Origin of the sequence: Pseudomonas viridiflava (assembly GCF_900184295.1) — a bacterium.
Taxonomy (GTDB): domain Bacteria; phylum Pseudomonadota; class Gammaproteobacteria; order Pseudomonadales; family Pseudomonadaceae; genus Aquipseudomonas; species Aquipseudomonas viridiflava.
Map to the genome: position 1 here is coordinate 3,807,384 of NZ_LT855380.1, position 19,902 is coordinate 3,827,285.

At 58.1% G+C, this 19,902-nt stretch carries 16 protein-coding genes and 1 pseudogene; 8 read left to right on the plus strand and 9 right to left on the minus strand.

The genetic code is table 11. The annotated features are described in order from the left end of the window. Positions 1 to 400 precede the first annotated feature (400 nt). The 3 genes from CFBP1590_RS17100 to CFBP1590_RS17110 all read left to right on the plus strand — a co-directional run bounded on the left by CFBP1590_RS17100 (position 401) and on the right by CFBP1590_RS17110 (position 4,094). Complete coding sequence (locus CFBP1590_RS17100; RefSeq protein WP_058431128.1) at positions 401 to 1,345, plus strand: alpha/beta hydrolase; 945 nt, start codon at positions 401 to 403, stop codon at positions 1,343 to 1,345. Between the two features lie 95 nt (positions 1,346 to 1,440). Continuing rightward, positions 1,441 to 1,881 carry a GNAT family acetyltransferase gene (locus CFBP1590_RS17105; protein ID WP_029243781.1) on the plus strand — a complete coding sequence of 147 codons (441 nt, stop codon included), beginning with the start codon at positions 1,441 to 1,443 and terminating at the stop codon, positions 1,879 to 1,881. 140 nt (positions 1,882 to 2,021) lie between these two features. After that, entirely contained in the window at positions 2,022 to 4,094 is a 2,073-nt protein-coding gene (locus tag CFBP1590_RS17110) for a TonB-dependent siderophore receptor (RefSeq protein ID WP_162864186.1), read from the plus strand. Positions 4,095 to 4,137: 43 nt separating this feature from the next. On the opposite strand, the gene CFBP1590_RS17115 is transcribed toward CFBP1590_RS17110, so the two are convergent. From CFBP1590_RS17115 to CFBP1590_RS17125, 3 genes are all read right to left on the minus strand, one after another. Beyond that, positions 4,138 to 4,716 (minus strand): hypothetical protein, encoded by a 579-nt coding sequence (locus tag CFBP1590_RS17115; protein ID WP_029243783.1) that lies wholly within the window; start codon positions 4,714 to 4,716, stop codon positions 4,138 to 4,140. A 14-nt stretch (positions 4,717 to 4,730) separates the two neighbouring features. After that, positions 4,731 to 5,336, minus strand: a complete 606-nt coding sequence (locus CFBP1590_RS17120) for a hypothetical protein (RefSeq protein ID WP_004887216.1) — start codon at positions 5,334 to 5,336, stop codon at positions 4,731 to 4,733. Between the two features lie 403 nt (positions 5,337 to 5,739). Beyond that, complete coding sequence (locus tag CFBP1590_RS17125) at positions 5,740 to 6,264, minus strand: DUF3237 domain-containing protein (RefSeq protein WP_004887217.1); 525 nt, start codon at positions 6,262 to 6,264, stop codon at positions 5,740 to 5,742. Between the two features lie 224 nt (positions 6,265 to 6,488). Here CFBP1590_RS17125 and CFBP1590_RS17130 point away from each other — a divergent pair, with 224 nt between their 5' ends. From CFBP1590_RS17130 to CFBP1590_RS17140, 3 genes are all read left to right on the plus strand, one after another. After that, the gene (locus tag CFBP1590_RS17130) at positions 6,489 to 7,106 is read left to right on the plus strand and encodes a TetR/AcrR family transcriptional regulator (protein ID WP_029243784.1); all 618 of its coding nucleotides are present in this window, start codon (positions 6,489 to 6,491) and stop codon (positions 7,104 to 7,106) included. Positions 7,107 to 7,284: 178 nt separating this feature from the next. Then, entirely contained in the window at positions 7,285 to 8,916 is a 1,632-nt protein-coding gene (locus tag CFBP1590_RS17135) for a methyl-accepting chemotaxis protein (RefSeq protein WP_088235567.1), read from the plus strand. Positions 8,917 to 9,123: 207 nt separating this feature from the next. Continuing rightward, the gene (locus CFBP1590_RS17140; protein ID WP_004887223.1) at positions 9,124 to 9,552 is read left to right on the plus strand and encodes a nuclear transport factor 2 family protein; all 429 of its coding nucleotides are present in this window, start codon (positions 9,124 to 9,126) and stop codon (positions 9,550 to 9,552) included. A 34-nt stretch (positions 9,553 to 9,586) separates the two neighbouring features. Here CFBP1590_RS17140 and CFBP1590_RS17145 read toward each other — a convergent pair whose 3' ends face one another. The 4 genes and pseudogenes from CFBP1590_RS17145 to CFBP1590_RS17160 form a co-directional block, all read right to left on the minus strand. Then, positions 9,587 to 10,441, minus strand: a complete 855-nt coding sequence (locus CFBP1590_RS17145) for a CAP domain-containing protein (protein ID WP_043304541.1) — start codon at positions 10,439 to 10,441, stop codon at positions 9,587 to 9,589. 225 nt (positions 10,442 to 10,666) lie between these two features. Next, a complete protein-coding gene (locus CFBP1590_RS28525) occupies positions 10,667 to 11,530 on the minus strand; it encodes a methyl-accepting chemotaxis protein (protein WP_374729066.1) in 864 nt (287 codons plus the stop codon). Then, positions 11,525 to 12,307 (minus strand): annotated as a pseudogene (locus CFBP1590_RS28530) (MCP four helix bundle domain-containing protein); the annotation flags it as partial. The gene CFBP1590_RS28525 and the pseudogene CFBP1590_RS28530, both read right to left, overlap by 6 nt. A 182-nt stretch (positions 12,308 to 12,489) precedes the next feature. Further along, the gene (locus CFBP1590_RS17160; protein ID WP_088235569.1) at positions 12,490 to 13,203 is read right to left on the minus strand and encodes a GNAT family N-acetyltransferase; all 714 of its coding nucleotides are present in this window, start codon (positions 13,201 to 13,203) and stop codon (positions 12,490 to 12,492) included. 625 nt (positions 13,204 to 13,828) lie between these two features. Here CFBP1590_RS17160 and katB point away from each other — a divergent pair. Both katB and CFBP1590_RS17170 read left to right on the plus strand, forming a co-directional pair. Next, positions 13,829 to 15,334 carry a catalase KatB gene (gene katB / locus CFBP1590_RS17165; protein ID WP_043304355.1) on the plus strand — a complete coding sequence of 502 codons (1,506 nt, stop codon included), beginning with the start codon at positions 13,829 to 13,831 and terminating at the stop codon, positions 15,332 to 15,334. A gap of 65 nt (positions 15,335 to 15,399) precedes the next feature. Beyond that, positions 15,400 to 15,969, plus strand: a complete 570-nt coding sequence (locus tag CFBP1590_RS17170) for an ankyrin repeat domain-containing protein (protein ID WP_088235570.1) — start codon at positions 15,400 to 15,402, stop codon at positions 15,967 to 15,969. 76 nt (positions 15,970 to 16,045) lie between these two features. On the opposite strand, the gene CFBP1590_RS17175 is transcribed toward CFBP1590_RS17170, so the two are convergent. Together CFBP1590_RS17175 and CFBP1590_RS17180 are read right to left on the minus strand one after the other, a co-directional pair. Continuing rightward, on the minus strand, positions 16,046 to 16,951 hold the full coding sequence (locus CFBP1590_RS17175; RefSeq protein ID WP_088235571.1) for a manganese catalase family protein: 906 nt from the start codon (positions 16,949 to 16,951) through the stop codon (positions 16,046 to 16,048). A gap of 269 nt (positions 16,952 to 17,220) precedes the next feature. Further along, positions 17,221 to 19,314 carry a PAS domain-containing protein gene (locus tag CFBP1590_RS17180; RefSeq protein WP_162999711.1) on the minus strand — a complete coding sequence of 698 codons (2,094 nt, stop codon included), beginning with the start codon at positions 19,312 to 19,314 and terminating at the stop codon, positions 17,221 to 17,223. Between the last annotated feature and the right edge of the window lie 588 nt (positions 19,315 to 19,902).

A 19,902-nucleotide genomic window follows, 5' to 3' on the forward strand; every position in this document is an offset into this window, starting at 1 on the left:
GAGCAGGTTAGCCATGAAACTGTGATTTCGGCGCCTCCAGGCGACAGAAATACAGCGCCCTTGCGCCTACAGCATAATCCGGGGCTATCAAAAAGGGCTAATTCAATAACAAACCGGACTAAAAACGCCTGATTGTCGCGTCGCCCTGAAGCTGGCTGATGCAAGTCTCTGAATAACGAGGCGTTCAGGATCTTAAGGCGATCTGTCGCTATCAGCAGATCGCGCCGAGAGGGAACCCCTTCCAAGGTCGTCTCCCACTCAGGGCGAACACCATGGCGCGGCCCTTCTCGATCAACCGGCCAACGGCGCAATATCCTGTAACCGATATTTCCCGTCGGCTATTGCAACGCCTGGACGGAAACGGCATTTATTTCATTTTGTTTACCGGAACACATTCCTCATGCCCTCTTTCTCCCTCGACCGTTTCAAGGCACGGCCTTTCAGATGGTTATGCATGATCGCGATCATTGTCGGACTGCCGGTCGGCTGCGCGGTGCTGGAGCATAAGGAGCGCGAACTGGTGTTCCGCATCGAGCCGGGCACCGCCAGCTGGTACAGCGGCCTGCCCTCCGATGTTCAGGAGCTGGATCTCAAGGCTGCCGATTTCGGCACCTCGCAGAACATTCATGCATGGTGGTGGCCTGCGCCACGCAAGGATGCACCGGCAGTGCTGTATCTGCACGGCTCACGCTGGAACCTGACGGGCCAGTTGTTTCGCATCGAACAGCTCAGGGCGCTGGGGTTTTCAATTCTGGCCATTGATTACCGGGGCTTCGGCCAGAGCATGGGCCAACTGCCCTCCGAAAAGACCGTCTATGAGGATGCACGTATTGCCTGGGAACGCCTCAAGCAACTGCAGCCGGACCCGCAACGTCGGGTGATCTATGGTCATTCACTCGGCGGAGCGGTCGCCGTGGACTTGGCTGCGGAACTGGGTCGTGAAGCAGAGAAGGACGAGACGCCAGTGGCAGCACGCGGCCTGATCATCGAGTCCACCTTCACCAATCTGGCTGACGTCGCCACCGCAATCGCCAACACTTCGCTGCCGGTCCGCTGGCTGTTGTCGCAGAAATTCGATTCAGTCGACAAGATCGCCGACATTCACATGCCCGTATTGATCGTGCATGGCACCGATGACCGCTACGTCCCGGCCCGTTTCAGCGAAGAGTTGTTCGAGGCCGCCCGGGAGCCGAAGAACCTGCTGCTGGTGCCTGGCGGTACGCACAACAACAGCATGCGGCTGGGCAGCAAGGCGTACAGTCAGGCCATACAGACGTTACTGAAAACGCCCTCGTCGTTACCTCAGGTCAGCAAAAAGGGCGACATGCAGAAACACGCAGGCTGAAGCCCCGAAAAAAAATACCTGCACAGGTAACGTCCCGAATAGACAGCAGTGGCGGCAGGCATTAGCGTCGGCGTTCCCTTTTTCAGGAGTGCGCCATGCATTGCGTTATCGAGTACTCGAACGACCAGCATCGCCAGGCGGTCATCGACCTGTGGACAGCCGTATTCAACGACGACGCACCGCACAACCGCCCGGATCTGTCGATCGACATGAAGCTGGCTGCGCAAGACCGACTGTTCTTTGTGGTCATCGTTGAAGGCCGTCTGGCTGGCACGCTGCTGGCGGGCTATGACGGCCACCGGGGCTGGCTCTACTCGGTTGCGGTCGATCCCGCCCAGCGTGGACGCGGGCTGGGAACCGCCTTGATCAGGCATGCAGAACTGGCGTTGATCGAGCTTGGCTGCCTCAAGATCAATCTGCAGATTCGTACCAGCAATGAAGGGGTGCAGGCTTTCTATGAGTCGCTTGGGTACGTTCAGGAACCCCTGATCAGCATGGGCAAGCGGATCCCTTTCGATCCCGACACAAAAGCGTAGGAGCTCAATACAAAGCCCGTCAGACAATTCCCTCATTTACATGAGAATTAATATCAAATTACAATTATTGCTATTAACGTCCTGACAGAGCACTTCCTTTGAACACCTTCCATCGCCCTCGCCGCCCCGGTCCTTTTCTGCTGTCCGCAATTTCCCTGGCCGTGTGGTCTGGCGGTACGGCCCATGCCGCAGGCGCAGCAACACTGCCCGCGACGCAGGTATCGGCCGCCACCCAGAGCGAGGGAGGCTACAGCGCAAGCAGCGCCAGTACCGCCAGCAAGAGTGACGTGCCGCTCAAGGAAGAAGCGCAGTCGGTGAATGTGGTGACACCTCAGACCATTGCCGATTACAACGTACGCTCGCTGGACGACGCCATGAAGTTCGTCAGTGGCGTCAGTCAGGGCAACACGCTAGGCAACACCAAGGACTCGCTGGTCAAGCGCGGCTTCGGCACCAATGACGATGGCTCGATCCTGCGTGATGGCGTGCGCTCGGTGGTGTCGAAGAACTTCAGTGCGACCACTGACCGGGTCGAAGTGCTCAAAGGCCCGGCTTCACTGCTGTACGGCGCGATGGAACCGGGCGGCGTGATCAACGTGATCAGCAAACAGCCGCAGTACGTGCAAAGCACAACGTTGAGCGGTTCGGCGTTCAGCGAAGGTGGCGGCAGTTTCGGAGTGGACACCACCGGTCCGCTGGGCGACAGCGGCCTGGCTTACCGCTTGGTTGCCGAACGTCAGAGCGAAGATTACTGGCGCAACTACGGCGTTGATCAGCACACGCTGATTGCCCCTTCCCTCTCATGGACCGGCGAGCGCGCCAGCCTCACGCTGGCTTACGAGTACAACGATTACGTCAGCCCGTTCGACCGCGGCACCGTTTTCAGCGGTGGTCATCCAGCCGATATCAGCTACAACAAGCGCCTGGACGAGAAATGGGCCAACACCGTCGGCATCAGCGAAACCGCGACTGCGCGTTTTGAATACCAGCTCAGCGATGACTGGAAGACCCGCCTGACCTATGGCTGGAACAATGACCGTTACAGCCTTTCCATCGCGCAGCCCAGCACCTTGTCCAGCACCGGCGTACTGCGTCGCCAGGCCAACGGCGGGCATTACGATTATGAAACGCGTTATGCCAGCTGGGATTTCATCGGCAAGCAGCAATTTCTGGGTCAGGAGCATGACCTGCTGATCGGTGCCGAGCAGGAAGACTCCGACAAGTTTCGTGGCAAGACGTACCGAAACACCGCACAGAATGGTTTCAACATTTTCAATCCGGTGTACGGCAGCCTCGCTGAACCGAGCGTGGTCAGCCAGCCGACCAGCAACCTGAGCAATCAGCTGACCTCGTCTTCGCTCTATGTGAAAGACAACTGGCACCTGAATGACCGCTGGATTCTGGTACTCGGCGGACGCTATCAGCATTACGATCAATACATCGCCCAGGGTCTGGGTTCCAGCCGCGCTGTGAATCTGGACAAGAATGATGACGTGTTCCTGCCCATGGCCGGGCTGGTGTTCAAGGTCAACGAAGACCTGTCGCTGTACGGCAACTACAGCCGCTCGTTCGTGCCCAACCAAGACGTGAACGACGATGGCACCACCTTCGACCCGGAAGAAGGTCGCAGCTATGAAGTCGGGGCCAAATATGCGCTCGCGCCAGGCCTGGACTTCAACATGGCGGTGTTCGACATCGAGAAGAAGAACGTCGTCACGCCGACCGGCGTGACGGGCGTCAGCGAGGCGGCCGGCAAGGTCGGTTCAAGAGGCGTGGAGCTGGATGTGACCGGTCGCATCGCCGAGCGCTGGGACATGATCGGCACCTACGCTTACACCCATACCGAAGTGCTGGACGACCCGAGCAACGAAGGCAATCGCCTGAGCCAGGCACCAAAGCACACCGCGAGCCTGTACCTCACCCATCACCTGCAGGTGCCTTCGGGTCTGGGCGACTGGCATGCCGGTGGCGGCGCACGCTACGTAGGTGAGCGAGCCGGGGATGACGCCAACTCGTTCTACATGAGCAGCTACACCGTGGCCGATGCGTTTCTGCGCTGGGATGTACCAATGGCCGGTTACAAGACCCGCCTGCAGTTGAACGTGGACAACCTGTTCGACAGGCAGTATTACCCATCCAGTACCGGCAGCCAGTTGCAGGTCAACGTGGGTGAGCCGCGCACCGCGCGGCTCAGCGCCAGCGTCACCTTCTGACGATGGTGAAAGGGCTGGAGCAGCTCCAGCCCTTTCAACCTGCTCAGATAAGACCTTTACCCGCGGCGTCTTCAAGCGCGCTGCGCGCCAGATCCCTGATGACCTTGTCGCTCGACTCATTGAACGGCAGGGCAAAGATCAGCACCAGGTGCATCCAGGTGGTGAGTTTTTCCTGCTTGCTGACTTGCCCCAGTTTCTTGCCCTCGCCATCGCGGAAGGTGAGTTCCAGCGACAGGGTGTTGTCGACCTTGTTGGGGATCAGGAAAAACGTGAAGCCGGTCAGGAATGCCAGGCCAAGGCTGCCCTCTTCGTGATTGCGCAGGGTTGCCGTGACGTAGAGATCGGAGGGCTCCCGCTCGACGCTCACTTTGCTGAAACGCTGACTGCCCTGCAGCTCTTCTTTCAACAGCTTTTCCAGCGCAGCGATGTTAGTGCCGCTATTGGCGCGATCTTCGTTCAACGCATATTCGGCCTGCACCTTGAGATAGGCCGATGGTTTGACCTTGGTCGATGTTGCAGGAGGCCATTGCGAAGCCTGCGCCAACTCATGGTGCGAATAGGTCATGCAACCTTGCAACGACAGTGAAAACAGCACAGCCAACAGCATCAAAAACTTGTTCATTCGAAATATCCCTTTCAACGAGGCAATTGGCCGGTGGCATCTACAAGCAGCGTTTCAACCAGTTCAGTCAGTTGATTGGCCCCCATCGAAGGGTTGAAATAATCGCGGTCCCAGAGCCCGGTGTTCACGTCGCGCTTGAACGTCTTTTGCGAAAGCGCCAACTGCTTGCCATGGCTGTCGTTGATACGCAGTTCCGCCGCCAGATCATAGGTATCGACGTAGATCGGACCGTTGACCCAGATCCAGATCGTCAGCGTCAACAGAGCGCCGGGGAAATACGCCGGGTGTGGCGTACGCTTGCCTTTGAGAGAAGTGAAATTGAAAGCCAGCTCGACATCCTTTTCGCCCAGTTTTGCCGGGAAAACGATCATCTTCTGGAAATACTCGCCACGCTCGACGTGGGCGCCGATCTGCGCCGTTAGCTGTGAACTGATGTTTCGCTTCTGAAGTTCATCGATGGCCGGATCAGTGATCTTCACATCCTTGATCATTGCCCCGACCGGCAACGTATTCTCGACGGCCTTGACCGGAAGACCAATGGGCCCTGCGGGCACAAAGGAGACACACCCGGTCAACACCAACCCCATCAGTGCGATGGCGGCGTACTGCAGCTTGTTCATTTAACGTCCTTGAAGGTGTCGCACCAGACGGCACCCGAAGCAAATATTGATGGCATGCCACGGGCGTAGCCGGTCCATGGCATGCAAGCAGAGATAGCACTGTGCTATCGCGACCGGGATTGTAACCAATTTGTTTCAGGCGTGCCTGCTCTTCGGAGCAAAGAGACGGCGCAGGACGGAGTAAGGCGAAGGGGTGAAAAAGTGGGAGCTGCACCTCGGGCTGGCCACTCATGGTTATACATAAGTTTTGCTGCAACCAGGGGACTGTGGGAGGCGGCTTGCCGGCGATGCGTCTTGTGAAGCGACATATCGGTGACTGAAGGGACGCCATCGCCGACGAACCGTCTACACGGGGTATGCATTCAGTCGGAGGGGCTGAAGACGACCCGATACAAGAACCTGCTCAGTACTTGATCCGGTAGATGTTCATCACCTTCTCGTTATAGAACAGATAGTCGACCTTGCCGATGAACACGCTTTTCTCCAGCCAGTCGTTTGGCCCCAGTGGCACCTGAAACTGCGGTGTGCAGGTGCATTGATAGTGCCCGTCGGAAATGGGCCATACCCCGTTCTGAAGCTGGTCCTGCCCGACTTCGTCCATGACAAGAACCCCTTTGTTCTCGACATTGATCAACTCGCCCGTCCGGGTTCGCAACGTGAAGCGTGCGTTGAAAAAGGCAAGTTCGCTCGACAGCTCGACAAAGAAATCACTGCCGCCTGGCAGCACCGAACCCCGAATGCTTTCACCTTCGAACTCGCCGCCGATGATGGAGCTGTTGCTGCGCAGGCCATCGCTGCAGATTCCCATGAGCGTAGGCGCATCCGTCTTCAACGTGATCGACAGGACTTTCTCCAGCAACGGTGCCCTGGCAATCGCCACTTCACGAACGGATGGGTTGCGAGGCTTCTTGAAGTCGATGATGTTCACAGGTCTGCTCACTCCACGATTCGGTCAACACGGTAGTAGGGGCCAGAAGCTTTGGGGCTCAGGCATCTGCCGGCTCGGCATTGATGCGGCGGCGTTTATTTGAGGCTTCGTTTCCAGTAAGCTCCACGGAGACGGAATAAATCGTACCGAACGGTTCAGTTTTAGTCCATGTTAATTTGCGTTACACAGACAAACGAAGATTCCCTGAAGGATTGAGGATTTAAATGAAGGTGCGTACCGAAGCTCGCCGTGAAGCCATCATTGATGCGGCAGCCAGCGTTTTCCTCGAAATGGGCTACGAGCGCACGTCGATGAACGAAGTCACCAAACGAATGGGCGGTTCCAAGGCAACGATCTACAGCTACTTCCCGTCAAAAGAAGATCTCTTCATCGCTGTTGTGAATCGACATGCCACGGCTCACCTGGCAGAGGCAGTATCAGAACTTGCGACCTACAGCGAAAAGGCTCTTGACCTCAGGGGATTGCTCAGCCGTTTTGGCGAGCGAATGCTGGCAATGCTGATCAACGACAACACAGCGCTGGACGTGTATCGCATGGTGGTCGCCGAGTCGGGTCGATCTGAAATCGGCATGATGTTCTATGAATCCGGGCCACGCCAGTGCATGCAAACCATCTCCACTCTAATGGCCCAGGCCATGCAGAACGGACAACTTCGCAAAATCGACCCTGACCTTGCAGCACTTCAACTGACTTCGCTGCTGACCGCAGAAACCGAAATCCGACTCTATCAGCAAAGCCCGCAGCCACTGAGCTGCGAGCAGATTCGCACCATGGTAGATCGGGCGGTGGAAACCTTCCTGCTGGGCATGGGCCAACGTTGAGTTGCCGCCACGCATAGCTGACTACCCCTCTGCCTGACGCTTCAGGCGATCTTTTCCAGAGACCGCGCATCTCCAGCCGCTGGGCTTTACCGATGCGCGGAGCGCCTTATATTGCACTTGTCATCAAGAAAAGCTCCATGCAGGCGATAGGCTTTCTAATCACCCATGGAGAAGGCACATGTTTTTGCGCAAACTCAACCTCGCACCTCGCTCGGCTTTATGCTTCGGTTTGTTCTGCCTCATGATTGTCGCCCTGGGACTGCTTTCGTTGCGACAAGCCGCGATTCTCAACGAAGCGGAAAAATTCATCGAAACCAATGTGCTGCCCAGCGTGAAATTGCTCGGTATGCTGGACCGTGAATTTGTCGGTATCCGGGGTAACAACGCCCGCCTGCGCAATCCGCTGGAGCCGCAGGATCGTCGGACCAAGGCCTTGAGCGACATCAAACAGGCGCGAGTCCTGATCGCCGACTATTCGAACTCGCTGAGCAAACTGATCGTAACGCCACAAGGGCGCGAAGCATTCGACGCACTCAACAAAGCCAACGCCGACTATCAGGTCAATCAGGACCGTTATCTGGCCTCTGTCGCCGCAGGAGACCTGGACACCGCAGTCGCCATATCGAATAACGAGATGAAAAGTGCTGCGGATCAGGTTGAGTCCTCGCTCAAGAACCTGATCGGCATCAACGACAAAAAAGCCGAGAGAGCCGGTGATACCGCTGAATCGGCTTACAGTCAGACACTGTGGCTGGTTGGCATTTTCATCGCTGTGGGCGTTGCTACCACGCTGATTCTTGCCTGGCTCTATACCCGCAGCCTGACCGGCCCCATTGGCGAATCACTGAAAATAGCCGAACGCATTGCCGCCAACGACCTGAGCAAGAACATCACGGTTCAGGGCAGCGACGAAGCGGCCAAGCTGATCGCCGCACTGGCGACCATGCAGACCAATCTGCGCAGTGCGCTGACCCTGATCGGCGACTCGTCGACTCAACTGGCGGCCACCTCCGAAGAAATGCATGCCGTGACCGAGGATGCATCGCGCACCATCCTGCGTCAGAGCAATGAAATCGAAATGGCTGCAACGGCGGTCAACGAGATGAGTGCTGCGGTCGAGGAAGTGGCCAGCAACGCGGCCTCTGCCTCGCAAGTGACATCGCAATCCAGCACCGCAGCCATGGCCGGACGTGCTCAGGTCGATGAAACGGTTTCAGCGATCAACCTGATGGTGTCCAAGGTTCAAGTCACCTCGACAGAGGTCCAGGGTCTGGCGGTCATGGCAACCGATATCAGCAAAGTGCTGGACGTGATCCGCGCAATCGCAGAGCAGACCAACCTGCTGGCGCTCAACGCTGCCATCGAAGCCGCACGCGCCGGTGAGGCGGGTCGAGGCTTTGCTGTGGTCGCGGATGAAGTGCGCGCGCTTGCTCACCGCACCCAGCAGTCGACCCGGGAGATCGAGCAGATGGTCAGTTCGATTCAATCCGGCACCGGCAATGCGGTGACCGCCATGGAGCAGACCAGCTTCCAGGCTCAGAAGACCCTGGACATGGCCAATGGCGCAGGCAAGGCACTGCTCGATATCACTGACTCGATCAGCCAGATCAACGAACGCAACCTGATGATCGCCACCGCTGCCGAGCAACAGGCTCAAGTGGCGCGTGAAGTGGACCGCAGTCTGGTCAGCATTCGCGACCTGTCCAGCCAGACCTCCGAAGGCTCCAGCCAGACCGCCATTGCCACAGCTGAGCTGACCAAGCTGGCCGCTGACCTCAGCCGCCTGACCAAACAGTTCCGCGTCGTCTGACCCCTTTGGCCGGGAACCTGGTTCCCGGCCTCTCCCCTCGCTCCAGCCTCTTCCTGCTCATCGTTCAGTCTGCAAGCAGCCTCTACTTGTCAGAAATACGCCCCTCGTCTAAGTTGTACGACGACAGACGAACATGCTGTCTGTCAGGCCATGCCATGCCAAGCGCATGTTCTGGCCACCCAACAATGACAATAAAAAGGAATGCACATGAGAAAGCTCAAACTGCTCGTAGGATTTGTCTGCCTGTTCACTGGCTACGTCGTCGCCGCGCCGTCCGATGAGGCTGATGTGGCACAGGCGGTGGACAAGCTGACCCAGGCCATGTGGCACAAGGACATAGCGCAGCTTCAGGCGCTGACCGCCGACAACCTCACCTACGGGCATTCCAGCGGCAACATTCAGGACAAGCAGGCGTTCATTGCCGACATTGAAACCGGCAAGAGTGCCTTCAATGACCTGAAGATGCTTAACCAGAAGATCACCATGTCTGGCGATGTCGCGCTGGTGCGCAATCACTTCTCGGCTCAGGCCGTGAACAGTGGCAAGGTGGTGCCGACCGAAATCGAGAACTTCCAGATCTGGCAAAAGCAGAACGGCCAATGGCTGCTGATCGGCCGTCAGGCGTTCCGCTTCTAAACGTCAGCTACGTGCACGCAGCGAGTGAAGGCTTTCACTGCTGCGTGCCGAACATTGCGGTCCAGTAGATGCCTGCATCGCTCTTGGGATCGGTTGCATAAGCCGCCCCCAGTTCACGGAACCCGGCATTCATCAGGTTCGCGCAATGTCCGGGGCTCGCCAGCCAGCCATCCACCACCTTGCGTGCAGTGTCCTGACCGGCAGCGATGTTTTCGCCCACCTGCTGACCGATGTAGCCAGCCAGCTCCGCCCGATCACCGGGCATGCGCCCTTCCCGGTCCTTGTGATCGAAGAAATTGTTGTTGGCCATGGACTGGGAATGAGCTTGAGCCGCCGTACCCAGCGTGGCGTTCCAGGCCAGCGGTGTGGTGGCAGGAAACGCCTGTGTCCCGCATTGGCGTGGCGTAGTGCGAGCGACGTTGATCATCTCCAGGACCTTCTGACCTTCGGCCTGCCAGTCTCCCAGACGCGCCGCGACCAGCGAGCGCGCCAGCACAATGCGCCAATCCTGCCCTTCGCGGCTCACGCCGATATCGATGAACTGCGGATCGAGCACAACCTTGCAGAAGCTTTCCTGCACGGCCTTCAGCGCCGACGCCGCATCACGCGGCCCGGAAAGGCTGATGGCCTGCACGGTGACCATCGGATAGGACGCGCGCGACAGTGCCTGTTGCAGGTCCACCCCGCCACTGGCGGGCAGGATCAGACGCGGGTCACTGACCAGCGGCGGCAGCTCCATGGACACCTGATCACCACAGCGCTGCACCTGACCGCGCCAGGCATTGAGCGAGTCAATCAGTTGCGTCTCGTCAGAGGCCAGAGCCGACTGGGCGACAAGAACCCCGAGTGACAGTACCGCTACGCGCAGGACGGACGTGATGGACCCCATGAAAATCTCCGACGGATTGAGTGCGCCTATCATGCGCGACCTGACCCGGTGAGATGCAACTGCTTTTTGCGGACGGTGCCGGGATTATTGCGATCAGGCAGGCAGAGAACCGTAGCGGCTGGGAAAATGGTGTTCTTGCACAGATATCCAACTGTGGGAGGCGCCACCCGCATCAGATGCAGCAGATAGTGCATTTCTTCAGCGGGAGCCGAGGTATCTGCCCCATCAGAGCTTGAACTTCGCCACCATTCCATTGAAGGACGTCGCCAGTCGCGAAAGCTCCTGACTCGATGCATTGGTCTGGTCGGCACCGGCCGCGCTCTGGGTCGAGAGGTCCTGAATGTTCAGCAGGTTGCGGTCCACTTCGCGGGCCACCTGGGCCTGTTCTTCCGACGCCGAGGCGATCACCAGATTGCGCTCGTTGATGGTCGCGACACCCTGAGTGATTTTCTCCAGCGCAGTACCGGCGCGCAGGGCCTGTTCCTGAGTATGAGTGGCCAGCGACAGGCTCTTGCCCATGGCTGCCACGGCGCCGTCGGCACCCGACTGTACGGTGCTGATCATGCCTTCGATTTCCACAGTCGACGCCTGGGTGCGATGAGCCAGTGCGCGCACCTCGTCGGCCACCACCGCAAAACCGCGACCCTGCTCGCCTGCTCGTGCAGCTTCGATGGCCGCGTTGAGTGCCAGCAGGTTGGTCTGTTCGGCAATGCTGCGGATCACGTCCAGCACCTTGCTGATCTCGCGCACATGCCCGGCCAGCTCGGAAACCGCCTCGGTCGACTCGGTGATCTCATGCACCATGGTGGTGATGCCCTTGACGGTGTGATCCACCTGTCCGCGACCATCCACAGCATCTTCGGTTGCGGTCTTCGAGGCTTCAGAAGTCGACACAGCATTGCGCGCCACTTCTTCAACGGCGGCCGTCATCTGATTGACGGCCGTCGCCGCCTGCTGGATTTCATCGTTCTGACGCGTCAGCCCACGGGTGCTCTCGTTGGTCACAGCACTCAATTCTTCCGCCGCCGAGGCCAATTGATCGGAAGCACTGGCAATCTGTTGAATGGTGCCTTTCAAACCGTCCTGCATGTTCGACAGGGCATCGAGCAACAGCCCGGCTTCATCGCTACTGGTGGAGACGATCGGCTGGGTCAGGTCACCGCCAGCGATGCGTTGGGCGCTGACCACGGCAACTGCCAGCGGACGGGTAATCATGCGGGTGATGAAGATGCCCAGCAGAATCGCCACGATGAACGCGATCACGACGCCGATTTCCAGCATCATCACGGACTTGTTTCTCAGCTCCGCAGCCGCTACAGCGCCTTCCTTGATCTGGCGGTTGTTGGAATCGATGATGGTGCGCAGATAAGCGCGAATTTTCACAAACCCTTCGGTGGACAGGGCGTTGAGGCGGGTCCTGGCGTTCTGCAGATCACCGGCCCTCATCATCTCGACCACTTGCTGCGAACCCGCAATGTAGGCAGGCAACATCTGCTCAAGCTGATCGCCAGCTACACGTTCGTCGTCTTCAAGCGGCGTCGCACGGTAAGCGGCAAACACTTTCTGAGCGCGAGCCAGGTCGTCGGCCAGTGCCTGGCGAACACGCTCCTTGTCGGTTTCCGATACACCGCCGTCCTGAGCGTCCAGCAGGCGATACAAGCCACGGTTATGGGCAGTCATGCTGGTCAGCGTTTCATTGGTGTTGCCGACCGAAACCAGATTGTTGGAAAACGTCTGTTCCAGCGCATTGCCCAGACGGGTCACGCCCGTCATGCCCAACCCACCCACAGCCAGTGTAATAAGCGCACAGATGATGAACGCCGAGAGAAGCTTGGTCGAAAACTTGAACTGACGCAGGATATTCATAGGGTGGACCGTTGCGAGATGAGGGATGACGACTAAGCTGAAATGATTTAGCACTCAGCAATGATGTCATAGTGACTTCACTCATCTCGCAAACGTTCAACACGCCGCAAAATTAATTACACATCGGCATAAGATGCTGCGAAACACTCATTCGGGCCCCGCCAGACGCTGGTGGTTGATGATCAGTGAAGCAGAATCGGCTGCTGTGTCCCATGCTGTCCTCGATGCTGCTCGACAAAGGCCTTCGCCTCCTGCGTCATCCGGTCAAGGCGTCGGTCCCGTTCTTTCTCGGCATCAGCCATCGCCTTGTCTCCGTGCTGTTTGAGCAGGTAGGCGTGAATCTGCCGCACTTCCACCGAGCTGTAGATCGGCGCGATGTCCATCACTGCGAGCAACCCTTCGGTGCCGTGATCACGAGTGTTCATGATCACGTGCGGTCCGCGCGCGCCCAACACCTGAAAGCCCAGCGACTCGAAATACGGCACCTTGTCGACCACGCAGTACAACTCTGCATGCGGGTATCGGCCGACCATCTTCTCCAGCATCGAGCGCGCGATGCCTTGACCGCGATGGCTTTCCCTGACTGCAAGGTATGTCACCGCGCACGCCTCCTGATCGCCCTGCACCGGCAGATACAACAGAAAACCCAATACCGTTTCCGGGTCCTCGTCATCCAGGGCTACGATCAGTTCGACGGCCATGCTGCCGGAGCCGTCCATTGCATTGAGGTACAGATGCACCTCGTAACCGACCCCGTACTGATAGAGGTTATACAGCGGATTGATCGGCGAGATGGCAACCAGACTGATATCGGTGACGTAATCGACCACCATCTGTTGGATCTGGCTTCGAATGAATTCCGGCGGCGGGCTTTGCAACAGCATGACAGTGGACATTGAACGTCTGGCTCCGAGGGTGAGGCTTGCCTGAGGCAGGTGGCGCGACATGATAACCCGCCAGGGTCGTGAGCCGAACCAGAGAGCTTCAATCGGAGTTTCCATGCCAACGTCTGACTTAGTTATTACCGACAGAACTGTTACAGCTTATTTCTTAGTGCAAGCTGTGGACATGAAAAACCAACATCAATGAGCCACCACTCCAAACAATAAACGCTCTTTACTCTGGGACGCTCGTTCTAAAACTTAAAGTTTTACGCCAAAATCCTTATTTATGAACAATGCGACTGGTTTTCATTAACCGAAAAACCACCCTCTGAAATGCAGTACATAGTGGCACTGTTTAATTTAATAAATCCATAATTATCATAAGCTTATAGTATTAGTAGCTCAATATAAAGCCACTGAACTACATGAATTAATATTTAATGCCACTACCCTTTAAACGGCCGACACTACTTTCAAGACAACCAGACACTCGGTTCCCTTCCGGCACCAGTATTTATCTCAATCACCCCGATTGATTTTTATAATCGCCCACTTTCCTCCCGCGCGCATAACATGGCGTCGCCTACTAAAAAAATATGAGGGATTCAAAATGCCGTTATTAAACTGGTCCAGAAACATGGTTCGTTTAACAGCAGTCGGCCTTATCAGCATTCCGGCCGCCTACGCAGCCGACACCCTGACCCGCGACAATGGCGCGGCGGTCGGGGACAACCAGAACTCCCAGACAGCAGGTGCCCAGGGCCCGGTGCTGCTGCAGGACGTTCAACTGCTGCAGAAACTGCAGCGTTTCGACCGCGAACGCATCCCGGAGCGTGTGGTGCATGCCCGTGGTACAGGCGTGAAAGGCGAGTTCACCGCATCGGCCGACATCAGCGACCTGAGCAAGGCGACCGTTTTCAAGTCCGGCGAAAAAACCCCGGTCTTCGTACGTTTCTCTTCCGTGGTGCACGGTAACCACTCGCCTGAAACCCTGCGCGACCCGCACGGCTTCGCGACAAAGTTCTACACGGCAGACGGTAACTGGGACCTGGTAGGCAACAACTTCCCGACCTTCTTCATCCGCGATGCCATCAAGTTCCCGGACATGGTGCATGCTTTCAAACCTGATCCACGCACCAACCTGGACAATGACTCACGTCGCTTCGACTTCTTCTCCCACGTGCCTGAAGCTACCCGCACCCTGACCCTGCTCTACTCCAACGAAGGGACGCCAGCCGGCTACCGCTTCATGGACGGCAACGGTGTGCACGCCTACAAACTGGTCAACGCCAAAGGCGAAGTGCACTACGTCAAGTTCCACTGGAAAACCCTGCAAGGCATCAAGAATCTTGATCCGGACGAAGTCGCCAAGGTCCAGTCCAAGGACTACAGCCACCTGACCAACGATCTGGTCGGCGCGATCAAGAAAGGCGATTTCCCGAAATGGGACCTCTACATTCAGGTGCTCAAGCCTGAAGAACTGGCCAAGTTCGACTTCGATCCATTGGACGCTACCAAGATATGGCCCGACGTCCCCGAGAAGAAAATCGGTCAGATGGTCCTGAACAAGAACGTCGACAACTTCTTCCAGGAAACCGAGCAGGTCGCCATGGCCCCGGCCAACCTGGTGCCTGGCATCGAGCCGTCGGAAGACCGCCTGCTGCAAGGTCGCGTGTTCTCTTATGCCGACACCCAGATGTATCGCCTGGGCGCCAACGGCCTGAGCCTGCCGGTCAACCAGCCTAAAGTCGCCATCAATAATGGCAACCAGGATGGTGCGATGAACTCCGGCCACACCACCAGCGGTGTCAACTACGAGCCAAGCCGTCTGGAGCCGCGTCCTTCCGTGGACAGCGCACGCTACAGCCAGCTGCCAATCAGCGGCACCACCCAGCAGGCGAAGATTACGCGTGAGCAGAACTTCAAGCAGGCCGGTGATCTGTATCGTTCGTACAGCCCGAAAGAGCAGACCGACCTGGTCCAGAGCTTCGGTGAGTCGCTGGCCGATACCGACACCGAGAGCAAGAACATCATGCTGTCGTACCTGTACAAGGCCGATCCAACCTACGGCACTCGGGTAACCGAAGTGGCCAAGGGCGATCTGGGCAAAGTCAAATCGTTGGCTGCCAGCCTCAAAGACTGATGACCTGATGTGCCGTCCCGGTGCTTGAAAGCCGGGGCGGTTCAGGCCAGACCAGGAGAACGCCAGTGAAAACCCTTCTTTACGGACTGCTGCTGTTGACTGCCGTTGCTCATGCCGAGCAACCCGTGCCCGCCCAATCGACACCCGCCCAGAACCTGACCGCCGAGCAGACTGCCAGCCAGTTGCGCACACTGTTCTTCGATGCGTCGCGGGAAGGCAACAATCCGATGCTGGACACCTTCATCGAAGCGCATTACGACGTCAATGTCCGGGACGAACAAGGCTATACCGGCCTTATTCTCGCGGCATATCACGGCCATGAAGATTCTGTAGTACGCCTGATCGACGCGGGTGCCGACCCTTGCGCCAAGGACAAACGCGGCAATACCGCCCTGATGGGTGCGATTTTCAAGGGTGAGCTGAGCATCGCCAAACGCCTCGTACAGGCCGATTGCGGAGCCAACCTGACCAACAACGCCGGCCAGACGGCCGCCATGTACGCGGCACTGTTCAAGCGTACCGAAGTGCTCAAGGAGCTGACCGACAAGGGTGCCGACCTGAGCCTGCGCGACAGCATGGGCAACGACGTGCAAGGCTTGTCCAAAGGTGAGTTTCAGGTGATGCCGACCCGCTGAAACACGATCATCGGCTAGCTGCTCGATGGAAAACTGCCATCCCATCAGGACAGCAGTTTTTATCGACTCCGCTCGATCAAACCTGACCGTTGCCGCTCCCCAGAGAGCCAGGCATCTCTCCCGAGCCCAATTCGGCCCCTGTGATCGGTACCTCTGCAGAAGGGTCAGATTGCGTCCGCTGCTTCATGACCATCAATGTGGCTTCATCATCCTCGCTGAGCATGACCGACGCCGTTCCGTCTCCGCCATCGACGGCGGGAAGCGGATGCTCGACGTATTCGAACTCCTCGTCGCTGTTCCACGGACCACGAGGGCTCGCGTCGCCGTTCGACATATTGAAGTACTTGCGGCTGAACTCCGGCATGCCTGGCAACTTGCCCTGCGGGAAGTTCGGCTGAATCGAGTGCAGGGCTTTCTCGAAGGAAAGCTGGTGGGCTATTTCCCGCGTCATCAGAAATCCGAGCGCATCCTTGACCCCGGGATCATCGGTCACGTTCATCAGGCGTTCGTAGACGATCTTGGCCCGCGCCTCGGCGGCAATATTGGAGCGCATATCGGCCGTCGGCTCGCCGATGGTATCGACGTAGGCCGCCGTCCACGGCACCCCTGCGGAGTTGATCAGCGGTGCGCCCGCGCCGTAGAGCACGCTGGTGATGTGCGAGTCATTTCCTGCCCCGTTGATTTCCCGATACAACTCACCCTCAGCCTGGATGCCCTCGGCAATCTTGCCCTTGGCGCCCTTGTTGAGCATGACAATGATGGACCCCACCACCTCCAGATGGCTCAGTTCTTCAGTCGCGATGTCGAACAGCAGATCCTTGCGGCCGGGATCGTCTTCGGACAGCGCTTGAGTGAAATAGCGGCTGGCGGCAGCCAGTTCGCCCTGGGCACCTCCGAACTGCTCCAGCAACAGATTGGCCAAACCGGGGTTGGGCTCAGAGACACGAACCGTGTACTGCAAACGTTTATTGTGAAGAAACATGATTTCTCCCCTTTCAGGCGTAAAGCTTGGTTTTGTTTGGGCAAAATCAGCTAACGACCGTCAGAGACGAGTCGACGACTTAGCGAACATCATCGCCATCAAGGGTTGAGAGGCAGCAATCGGATAGAAAGATTCGAAAGAACCAAGCGCGTGCGACGAAAGGTTGGCGCGCCAGAGTTTCATAGTCTTTCTTAACGGCGCAACGTTCCGGACACCGTGATTTTACAGTGACCGGAACGTGCGAGCCGGGAAGGCGGCAGATCGCGGAGTCAGTCCTCGCGCTCGATCATTTCGTAGATCCGGCTGGCGAGTGCCTCCATGGTGAAGGGCTTGGTCAGCACCCACATGCCAGGGTCCAGATGGCCGTTGCCAATGATGGCGTTTTCCGCATACCCGGTGATGAACAGCACCTTCAGGTCAGGACGGATGACCCGTGCTGCGTCGGCCAGCTGGCGGCCGTTCATGCCGCCCGGCAAGCCCACGTCGGTCACCAGCAGATCGATGCGCTTGTCGGATTCCAACACCTTGAGCGCCGATGCGCCCTCGCCCGCTTCGATGGGAATGTAGCCCTGGTCTTCAAGCACTTCGGCCACGAGCATGCGGATCGTGGGCTCGTCATCGACGATCATCACGGTTCGCAGGCTCTGGGTTTTCAGCGATTCGGACGCCTCGACGGTCTCTACCTCTTCAGGTGCACCCACATAATGACGCGGCAGGTAGAGGCACATCGTGGTGCCCTGATCCGGCTCGGAATAGATCCGCACCTGTCCGCCGGACTGGCGCACGAAGCCATACACCATCGACAGGCCGAGACCGGTACCCTGCCCCAGCGGCTTGGTGGTGAAGAACGGATCGAAGGCGCGATTTATCACCTCGGGCGTCATACCCGTGCCGGTGTCGCTGACACACAGCGACAGGTACTGGCCGGGCGAAAGGTCACGGCTCTGCGACCCACGCTGATCGATCCATTTATTGGCGGTTTCAATGGTGATCCGTCCGCCTCTCGGCATGGCGTCCCGGGCGTTGATGCACAGGTTCAGCAGCGCGTTTTCCAGTTGCGGCGCGTCGATGAAGGTTGACCACAGCCCGACCGAGGTCACGACTTCCACGGTAATGTGCGGCCCGACCGTGCGGCGGATCAACTCTTCCATGCCCACCACGAGTCGATTGATATCGACCGGCTTTGGGTCCAGGGTCTGCCGTCTGGAGAACGCCAGCAGGCGATGAGTCAGTGAGGCGGCGCGCTTGGAGGCGTCCTGAGCGGCAGCCACGTAACGGTCAATTTCAGTGAAACGGCCCTGGCTGAGACGATTCTTGAGCAGTTCCAGCGAACCGGTGATCCCCGTCAGCAGGTTGTTGAAGTCGTGGGCGATGCCGCCGGTCAACTGGCCGACCGCTTCCATTTTCTGCGATTGGCGCAAGGCTTCTTCGGCTTGCGTCAGGCGCTCCTGCTCACGGCGCCGCTCGCTGACGTCGTAGGCAAACAGATAGGCACCGATCGGCTGGCCGTCAGCATTGCGCAAGCTGCTGTAGCGCATCTCGAAATGACTGGCGGGATCATTGGAATCACTGAAGTTGACGCTGATGGCGAAATCCTCGCCTGACAGAGCACGAGCCCAGCGCTGATGCAGACCGGCTTGGCTCTCGGGCCGATCATTGAGCATCTCCAGCATGCTGTCGCCGACCTTGGGCCTTACGCCGAACAGCCGCTCGAACTCACGTGACGCCGAGCCATTGATGGCGATCCAGCGATAGTTGGAGTCGATGACATGAATGAACGCGTTGGTGCCGTTGACCACATCGGCCAGCACATTACGCTCGGCCACCGCTTCAACAACACGGGCTTCAAGGGTTTCGTTGAGGTGTTGCAGCGCACGTTCGGCACGCTTGCGTGCGGTGATGTCCTGAAAAAGCACCGCAACCTGTTTGCGGCTGGCCGGTTCGATGCGAAACGCCGTCAGCGCCAGATAGCGGCCGGTCGCCTCCAGCTCACGTTCGAAGCGGATCGGTTCGCCGGTCGCCAGCACCTGTCCGTAGAACCTCACCCAGTCATCGGCCTCTTCGCGCACCATCTCGCGCAGTTTCTTGCCGACCACGTTGGGGATACCTGCGTGGTACTCGTAAGCCGGGTTGGCCTCGATGTGAATGTAATCGCTGAGCGGGCCATGAGGGCCGTCGAAAAACTCGATGACGCAAAAGCCTTCGTCCATGGCGTCGAACAAAAAGCGGTAGCGCTCCTGAGACAGCGCCAGCGCATCCTCGGCCTCGCGACCGTTGACGCTCAGGCGCTCCTTGAGCAGGGCATTTTCGTCCTCCAGAGCCTTCAAGCGGCTCTGAAGATGTTGCAGTTCGGTCGGGGTCAAAGCGGCTGTACCTGGGAGAAGGGTCGTTGCCGTTTCCCCATTCAACAGGCCGGCACGAGCACGCTACGAGAAAAACGGCCCGCTGGCAAAACTAAAGGCGATTTATGGCTGGAAAAGTCAGCGGTGTCCTGATGCTTCGTGTCGCCGCCCCAAGCGGACGCGGGGCGACCACGGACTGTGGGAGGCGCCACCACGTCTTCGACGTAGCGCTGTCGCGCATCAAACACCGGGCGTCGTGGGAGCGGACTTGTCCGCGAATGCAGTGTTTCAGCCACCGCATATGCGTCGGATGTACCGGCCTTTTCGCGGACAAACGGAACGCCGCCCGGTCCGCTCCCACAAAACCCAGTTTCTTCAGTAAGTTATAGGTTGTTTGATAAGAGCGGACTTGTCCGCGAATGCAGTGTTTCAGCCACCGCATATGCGTCGAATGTACTGGCCTTTTCGCGGACAAGTCCGCTCCCACAAAATCCAGTTTCTTCAGTGGTTTACAGGTTGTTTGATAAGAGGCGGCTTGCCGGCGATGCTTTTTCTGAAGCGACCTATCAGTGACTGAACGGACACCATCGCCGGCAAGCCGCCTCCCAC